The organism is Bradyrhizobium oropedii, from assembly GCF_020889685.1.
Classification (GTDB): Bacteria; Pseudomonadota; Alphaproteobacteria; order Rhizobiales; family Xanthobacteraceae; genus Bradyrhizobium; species Bradyrhizobium oropedii.
This window is the reverse complement of sequence record NZ_JACMYO010000078.1, coordinates 26,887-34,745: the sequence shown is the minus strand read 5'-3', so window position 1 is coordinate 34,745 and position 7,859 is coordinate 26,887. Positions and strand designations below refer to the sequence as shown.

At 58.0% G+C, this 7,859-nt stretch carries 7 protein-coding genes; 3 read left to right on the top strand and 4 right to left on the bottom strand.

Going from position 1 to position 7,859, the window contains the following annotated elements:
* Positions 1-63: 63 nt before the first annotated feature.
* Positions 64-738 carry a hypothetical protein gene (locus H8A95_RS22075; RefSeq protein WP_229185003.1) on the top strand — a complete coding sequence of 225 codons (675 nt, stop codon included), beginning with the start codon at positions 64-66 and terminating at the stop codon, positions 736-738.
* Between the two features lie 117 nt (positions 739-855).
* On the opposite strand, the gene H8A95_RS22070 is transcribed toward H8A95_RS22075, so the two are convergent.
* A complete protein-coding gene (locus H8A95_RS22070; protein ID WP_229185002.1) occupies positions 856-1,413 on the bottom strand; it encodes a hypothetical protein in 558 nt (185 codons plus the stop codon).
* 292 nt (positions 1,414-1,705) lie between these two features.
* Entirely contained in the window at positions 1,706-2,389 is a 684-nt protein-coding gene (locus tag H8A95_RS22065; RefSeq protein WP_229185001.1) for a hypothetical protein, read from the bottom strand.
* 494 nt (positions 2,390-2,883) lie between these two features.
* On the opposite strand from H8A95_RS22065, the gene H8A95_RS22060 reads away from it, so the two are divergent.
* Both H8A95_RS22060 and H8A95_RS22055 read left to right on the top strand, forming a co-directional pair.
* Positions 2,884-3,411, top strand: a complete 528-nt coding sequence (locus H8A95_RS22060; RefSeq protein ID WP_229185000.1) for a hypothetical protein — start codon at positions 2,884-2,886, stop codon at positions 3,409-3,411.
* Positions 3,412-3,868: 457 nt separating this feature from the next.
* Complete coding sequence (locus H8A95_RS22055) at positions 3,869-4,261, top strand: hypothetical protein (RefSeq protein WP_229184999.1); 393 nt, start codon at positions 3,869-3,871, stop codon at positions 4,259-4,261.
* On the opposite strand, the gene H8A95_RS22050 is transcribed toward H8A95_RS22055, so the two are convergent.
* Positions 4,258-5,892 (bottom strand): recombinase family protein, encoded by a 1,635-nt coding sequence (locus H8A95_RS22050; protein WP_229184998.1) that lies wholly within the window; start codon positions 5,890-5,892, stop codon positions 4,258-4,260. The genes H8A95_RS22055 and H8A95_RS22050 overlap by 4 nt on opposite strands.
* Positions 5,893-6,302: 410 nt before the next feature.
* Positions 6,303-7,850: a glycoside hydrolase family 55 protein gene (locus H8A95_RS22045; RefSeq protein ID WP_229184997.1), complete on the bottom strand. Its 1,548-nt coding sequence runs from the start codon at positions 7,848-7,850 to the stop codon at positions 6,303-6,305.
* Between the last annotated feature and the right edge of the window lie 9 nt (positions 7,851-7,859).

Here is a 7,859-nt window from a genome sequence, read left to right as displayed (position 1 = left end):
CCGCTGGTTTCCTAGAATCGCGCCGGCGCGCATGGAGGCATTCCCACTCGCCCGAGGTGTGTGATGTCCATGGACGATCTCCTGAAGCTAGTCGATATCCTGAAATGGCCCGCGGTCGCGGTCGTTGGATTGCTGATTTTCCGGGCCGCCCTCGTAGGCCTAATTGCACGCGTTCAGCGGGCAGCTGCCGGGGCGCGCTCGCTTGATTTTGGCGTGCCCTCTGTCATCGCGAGCGAACAGCAGCAACAAAAACAACTTGAGTTGGCCAAGGCGCCCGTACCAGCTCAAACCGAAGATGGGCCGCCTCCGGCACCGTCTCCTGCTCTCCGGCCCATCGAGGAAAGCATTGCGACCGCGGCTGCCTCCTCAAAAGCGCCTGAGGAGATTAAGCGAGCCTGGTTGGTCCGGGCAGCCGCAGCGGCGCGCTTAGAGCATGCTCATGAGATAACATATCGCAGCATCCTCGGGTCTCAAATCACTCTGCTGCTGCAGGCGAACGCACCTGCCCCAGTGGACATGGATGCTGCCCGCCAAGTTTATGATGCGACGAAAGATGCTAATCCGGAGCTATACAAAAATTTTGCGTTCGACGAGTGGGTCCGTTGGCCGGCCACTGCGCGCCTGATGGATATTCGCGATCAGCCGTCCGGCAAAGCGCAGCTTCAAGTGACCGAAATTGGCAAAGACTTCCTGCACTACCTTGTAAGAGCGGGACTGACGCTGCCAAAAGCTGGCTGACCTAGCGATCGGGCGAGCGCGGGGCCGCAGCCCCGCGCCCTGCTCTATCGACAGAGCAGCCGCGACAGCCACCGACATGTGCTGCCAGCGGCTTCCAGAGTGGAATTGAGTGGCGGCTTAGAACTCGCCCATCAAGCCAATTCTTCCGACGTGTACGCTGCTCCCGCCGTTGCCATAGGACGCTGTCACAGCCAGTGGAATGCTCAGGTTGAGCCTGTGTGCGACGCTGAACCCTGCACCGAGTTCGCTCATAAATGCCGCCCCGTTGATCGCCCAAGCCGTCCGGCCCGGGGCGGATGGCATCCAAATATTTGCCATCGCCGCCGTTGCGGCTATCCCGCGCTGGGTCTGTTGGATCTGTGAGATCGCAGTATCGAGCCGCTGCTGCAGAGAAGCAAAGGCGGGAGATGCGGCGGGAGATGCGGCGATTAGATCCGCTGTTCTCGCCCACCCAGAAAATTCAGCCGTTCCAACTCCATTTGCGAGCGGCCTGAACTGGGTGATTGGAATATAGGAGTTCGCGGGATCGACCTGCGTCGGGTTCGGCACCCCGGGCAGGCCTCCATACAGTGGCTTCTGATACAAATCACCAGGCGATTGAATAAAATCTGCGGCCGGCGCAGCGGTCACTGAGATCAAAAGTGCGAATAATCCGAACGCGACAGTTCTTGGCATGAGAGCCTCCCCAGTTTTTTGGCAGGGGGATTATCCAAAAGACTCTCACAGGTAGAAAGTAGCAATGCGTACAATCCAACGACTATCACGCGCTGGTTTGTCACTGGGACGCGATGTTCTCATTTCAGCGTTCCCGGCGCTGAATGCTGCCTGGACTAAACCATTGATATCGCCCGCACCCGGTCCGCACGGTCCCGAAGCGCGAGCGATCAAGTCATTGAATCCGTTGAAAGCCGTCAGTCACCGATTTAACAGTGCGCGACGGCAACGGATCGCGATCGGAGCGTGAACGTCAGGCGACAACGAACTGCTCGACGTCGCGGAAGATCGACTCCGCCATTACCTGAGCGCAGCTTCCATCGGCAAAGTAGAGGTCTCGCCCCTTCGCAAATGCCTTTGCGCAACGGATCTTCGCCATCATGCCCTCCGAGGTGGTTGCCCTCGTTGCCGCGATCACATTCTCGATCGCAACATACGCCTTGAGTGCTGCATCGCGCTCGCGCTCCAGTTTCGCGAGCCCGCGCGGTTGACGCTCCTTCGCCTTCCACTCGTCATAAGCCGCAATGATTTCGTCGGCCCTGGCGCGTGCCTCTGGTGATGGCGGCATCGCTTGATATCTGATGGTGAAGTCATCAGGCATCTCTCCGATCCTGGTGACGACAGCCCACTTTTCGTCCCTAAGGCGATCGACATTTGGGTCACAGTGCCAAGCTTGGCGACTACCGATGACAAGGTCCGGCAACCCGAGCTCAGCGTCTGACTGACGCCAATTCAACACCGATGGTATTCGCCGGGCCGCGCGGTTGAGCCTCATGTCATCGACCGCACTCTCGAGATCGCACCATTTCTGCTCAGCGACGATGTACTCCTCGCAAAGACGCAAGAGCTCGGCGTCGGCCTGCTGCGTCCTGGGCATCATCGCTGGCGCTGGCGTGGGAAGAGCCGCGGTAGCAGCAATCGAAACAAGCATGTTCATCATACCTCTCCGTATTGTCGAAATCGGCTCTTTGTTGGCCGGCGCGGTCTGATTGCACACGACAGGAGACGGCGGGGAATTTCCGGGCTTTAGGGTTTTCGATTGCATAATGGCGCTCACTGGTTTCGGCCTCTGACAGCCGCGCTCCGTGTCGGACGGAGCAGCCGGGGGGTCAGAGCCAGCCAGTGAGACTGGTGCACCGCTTTTAAGGGCCGAAGCCCTCTGGACAGAACGGCACGCCCCGGCCATAAAGGTCCGGTCGGTACCGCGCCGCCAAGCGCGTCCGCTGAGCCGAAAGGCTCGTTCAGCCGGTGCCCGGTCGCTTGCAGGCGACAAGGCAATTCCTTGCAGGGAATGCGGCCGATATCACTGGTCCGGGCTCTGACACCCAACGGACATCATCAGCTGATTTGCGTTAAAAATCCATCCCCTTTCGGGGGCTTGTGCTTGTGCGCTCGTCAAAGTTGTTCAACATTGCACCGTCGGGGACGCGCATGGCCGGACCGGTTGATGCATTTCTAAAGGTGAGCCTAGCTGTGGCGGCCTTGTTCGCTTCCGCCAGCGTTGGCTACTACTATCTCGCTTACTTGCCTCAGAAAGACGCTCAGGCTTCACGGTTAGAAGCCCAGCGTGACCTTGCACGGAAAATGGACGCGGCGCGTATTGAATCTGCTCGACTAGCAGAGCAAGCCGCAGCAGCGGCTGAAAAGCGGGATTTGGAAGAGAGACAGACGGCTGCGCGTGAAGCAGTTCAAGTACGTTACAGATCTTGCGTTCGCAACGCTGAGGCACGTTACGCTGACATGTGGACAGCGGCGTGCAGGGAGATCGCCGATAACAATGAAAAGTCTTATCGAGACTGCATGAAGCAGCCGAACAATACTTTCTGCGCGACTCTTTTTTCCGATAGAAGCAATACCTCGAATTGTAGCCTGCCCAGACTAAGGGGCACGGACATATCTGACACGCTCGACAAAGCCAGGACGCGATGTCTGGACGAAAGCCGCGCCGGATTACAGTAGCACTACTTCCGTCGAACATAGCTGCCACGATGCGCAGTAGCTCGCTGCTGTTCCCTGCCCCAAGGGATTGAGAATTTGCATCCGCTCCGCGACCGCGCAATCACTCGGGCATGCCTTGGCGCCGCAAGCCCGCTCACTTCCTCCGCTACTGGTCAGGTCCCGTCGATCGCAACGCCGGCTTCAAGACGGTGCTGGTCTTTTGCGTCGGGTGCCAGCACCACAACGGCCGGCTGAAGCTAGCCGACCTTCCGGACTGGGACTGGTACGACATCTCAGCGCACCTCAAGTGCACTGCATGCGGGAAAGTCGGCTGGGTCGACACGAGGCTCGACTGGGGCGAGGTCATCGACTTTGCCAAAGGCGTCAGCCCGTCCAGTCGCTAAGACTTTAGTCACATCAGCATTGATATCGCCCTCTGGTTGCGCTTAGTGTCCGCGTTGCTGGGGAGAAATCGAGAATGAGACTTTTGAGTATCGCTGCCGCCTGCGCAGTGCTGGCCGGCTGCGCGGCATCCAAGCAAGAAGTCGTGACAAGGCTCGGTGATCAATACATCGGTCAGAACATCGATAGGCTTGTGGTGCAGTTCGGCCCGCCAACCAGTACATTTAAGATGAACAGCGGCCAATCATCCTATGTTTGGCAGCTCTCGGCCGTGACGGACTTCGAAACGGACAGAGGCTGGGGCACGGCAAGCACCCGCTATTGCAAAGTGAGCGTCATCACCTCACCAACCGGGATTGTTCAACAGCTCAACACTGACGATTCGAACGCCGGCTATGGACTCGGTGGAGTGGTGGGTATGTACGGTAGCATTTGCGGGCAACGTCTCGGAATGAGACCGCAAGGTTAGCGGGCTTTGGCGATTTGCGCACCAGGAGCGGCCAACGCTTGCTTGGCAGACCTGGTCCGTCCAATCGAAAGCACTCGATGTATCCCCCTCGACAGTGCGTGCGGCGACTTGAAGACCTGAAAGCCGAGGCGCTCGCGGGCGTAGTCGGTGAATCTTGGACCACATTGGCGGGCGTCATTGGTCAGTCCGTTCCTGGGAATTAACACGTAGTCCAGTACAGATCGGTTATCGTCGGTTAAGCGGATTGCGACCAACCAGCGATCAGACGCCTCTGATAAGTGCGAGATGTAGTAGCGTGTCAGAATGCCCTTGTACGGCTCCGAACGAGTAACTCTGAAGCCGATGCCGATTTTTCCGTCTATCCGCAAATGATCGGTCATGGGCGCTATCGCGACGCGCCTGCCGCGGCTCTCTAGTTCGAGAGCGATCTCCCGGACGAGGTCAGCCCTGATACGAGCCCATTCGCTTCGTCGATCGGCAAAAGAATAATCCCGTTCCGCCTTGTACCCAATTCGTTCGTAAACCTTTCGAAGCGACCCGAAGTGATTGATATAGGTGCTCATGTGAGGGACGTCGGAAGCCCTGTTGATGATTGCAGCACTGAGCCGGCCCTTTCTATGAAGAAGGACGAGCAATCGCTTCAGCATCTCATCTTCGGAGACCCGAACATACCGACCGATAGTGAGTGCCTGCGCACGCTGAAAGATGCCTGCATCAACGATCGGATTGATACAGCCTTCTCCGCGTACCCATAGTTCGGGAGGGTTTGATACGCGCGGCGACTTGAGCTTTTTCGACTGTCGATTGTAGACGATGTTTCCGATGTAGTTCTCATTCTGGAGAACGCGCTTGACGATGCGTGCATTCCATGGCCGTCCGCAAGCGGTTGATGCGCACGCTTCATTCAAGTCGCCGGCGATGTGTGAATATCGCCTGCCTCTCAGACATTGTTGAAATATCCAGTTCACGATTGCGATTTGCTTCGGTGCGCCTGGACGCAACCGGACGTGATCGGTTGTCAGATTCTTCTGCTGACCTTTCTTCAGAAACCCCTTAATCCTTTGGTTTCCGTCCACCAAAACACGCTGGATTGCAAATGCGGCGGGTCCTCCGTGAGAAAAGCCGAGGCGAACGATACGACAATGTCCGGCGTGAACCTTCACCGAGAGTTCGCGACTGTATTCGGCCGCCATGACTCTCTTCAGGTTCTTCACGATGCTCGAGAGCATGCTGCCGTCGTTATCGAACGGCTCAGCGCAGTATGCGACTTTCACCCCGGCTTGCCGGCAAATGAATTCGTAATGTGCACTTTCATCCGTGTCCTGAAAGCGGCCCCATCGGCTGACGTCGTAGACCAACAGGGTACCGTAGTCCGCTATTCCGTTGGTTATGTCGTTGATCAATTGCTGTAGGCCGGCCCTGTTCTTGATCTGAAGTCCACTTTCACCTTCGTCACGATAGGTGTGAACGATCTTCAGGCCGCGGACGTGAGCATACGCCGCGATCGCAGCAGCTTGGTTCTGAATAGAGAACTGCTGCATGTCCGTTGACATACGAACATACTGCGCAGCGCGGAGCGCTTTATCAGAAGTCGGTAGATGTTCCTTGCGGATGACGAGTGCATTTGCCATGGCCGCCTCGACGGCGTCAGCTTACCCCAACGCTACCTATGCCTAAAGCCCGACCTCCCAAAAAATCCCTTGCGCCGTCGGGCAACTCAGTAGTCCAATGCTCTGATCCCGAAATCCAACCAATTAAACCACCCGGCGCTCATCCGCGCGGGTGAGCGAGGCTGCGTGGCATGTCAGATGGATCGAAGAATATCAGTCTAATCGAAGTAGTGAAGCGCAACGGAGATTTTCGGAAGAACTACGGAATAGTAATCGGTGCCGTTCTGTTTCTGCGCGCTGTGAGCGCGCTCGCGGCGGGACTGCCTTCTGGAATACTTTGCTGGCTATCGTGGTCGCAGCCATCGCAGCCGTTCTGCAAAAGCACGGCTGGCGCCTTCCCTTTTAGCAATGCAACTTGGCCGCCTCTTCGCTCAAACCGTGACCAGCCCGGTGCTGACGGTACCGGTGCCATTGTTGACGAGGTTGGATGAGGTGTTCGAGACCGAGCGCCCGGTGATCAGCGTGTTCGTGCAGCCGCTGTCGACCTGGATGCCGTTCGTTCCGTTCGAGATCGCCTTGATGCCGGTGAGGTCGCAATCCACCGCGCTGCCGGTGAGCCAGAATCCGATCGTCGTGCTCGCATCAGCCTCGCATCCCGTGAGGGAGATGTAGGATGGTGTCGAGCCGCCTTGAGATGTGATTTCGAAACCGATTTTGCAGAGTATTGCCGCACATCGAGTGGCACCGCCGTACAACGTTCCGGCGAATTCAAAGCCGACACCGGCGCAGTTGTTGGCGACGCAGTTCACCAGTTCGTTGTACTGCGGGACGCTCGTGTTCGCCTGCTGAATGAGGAAGCCGGCGCTCACCGTATTGGTCACACCATAGGCAGTGCAGCCGGTGATCGTGTTGTAGAAGCTCTGGTCTCCGAGTTCGAACCCCTGGAAGCCCGGAGTATTTACGGAGCAGCCGGCGATCTTGTTGCGAAGCTGAACGTTGGTGGTGCCGACCGCGTTCGCGGGATTCAGATTGACGCCATAGTCAGTGAAGCCGTTGCGACCATCGACGTAGCACTCGCTGATCAAATTGTCGTTGCAACCTCCGTAGAGATAGAGGCCGCGGTTCATAACGGCTTCCGCATAGCAGTTGCGGAAGGTGCAGAAGCTGACCGACGGCACGCTGGATCCGCCGTTCACGTTCCAGCCGTCCATCAGCAGACCGACGTACCAGTTGCCGGTCACGCGGACGTTCTCGACGATGCTCTCGGTCACGCCATGCAGCACCATCGGCGCCTGGTAGACGCTGGCGGCGAGAATGATCCAGTCAGTGTGGGTGCCGCTGCCTGCGGCGAAGCCGACGTTCACCGTCAGCGACGTGCCGCTATAGGTGGTGACAAGCCCTTCCATGTGGGCGGAAGGTACGGAGGCGCTCTGGATGCGGATGAAATTGACGCTACCGCCGACGAGGTTGAGGCCGGCAGCGTTGATGGTGAAAGTGACGGATTGCGGAGGAGTCAGTGTGCTGGGATTAACGGAGGTAGTCGAGGTGGCAAGCTGTGCCGTGTTGTTAAAGATGCCACCAGACCATCGGCAATGATTGCCGAGCGAGATCATCGAGCCGGTGTAGGTGTTGTAGTTAGTCGACCAGCTCCCGCCGCTGCCAGGATCAGAGGAGCGCGTGAATGTCGCGTTCTGCGCCGCAAAGACAGTCGTGCCGTCGGGCACTGTCAGCGCGGACGAGCCGAGATTGTAATTCTTGCCACCGGGGAAATATGCGGCCGCGCCGGCGTTCGAACAGTTCAGCAGAAAATTGTTGATCGCCGCTGCGTCGTTCGTGACGCCATCGCCCTTGATATTGTAGTCGACCGCATTGAGCTGCGGCAGCGTGTACGGAATGTAGGTTGCGCCGGCCTGTTCGGCGGCGACGATTGCCGCGACAGAAGCAAAGGCGAGCAGCAGGGATCGGCGCGTGGAGGACATCGGAGCGTC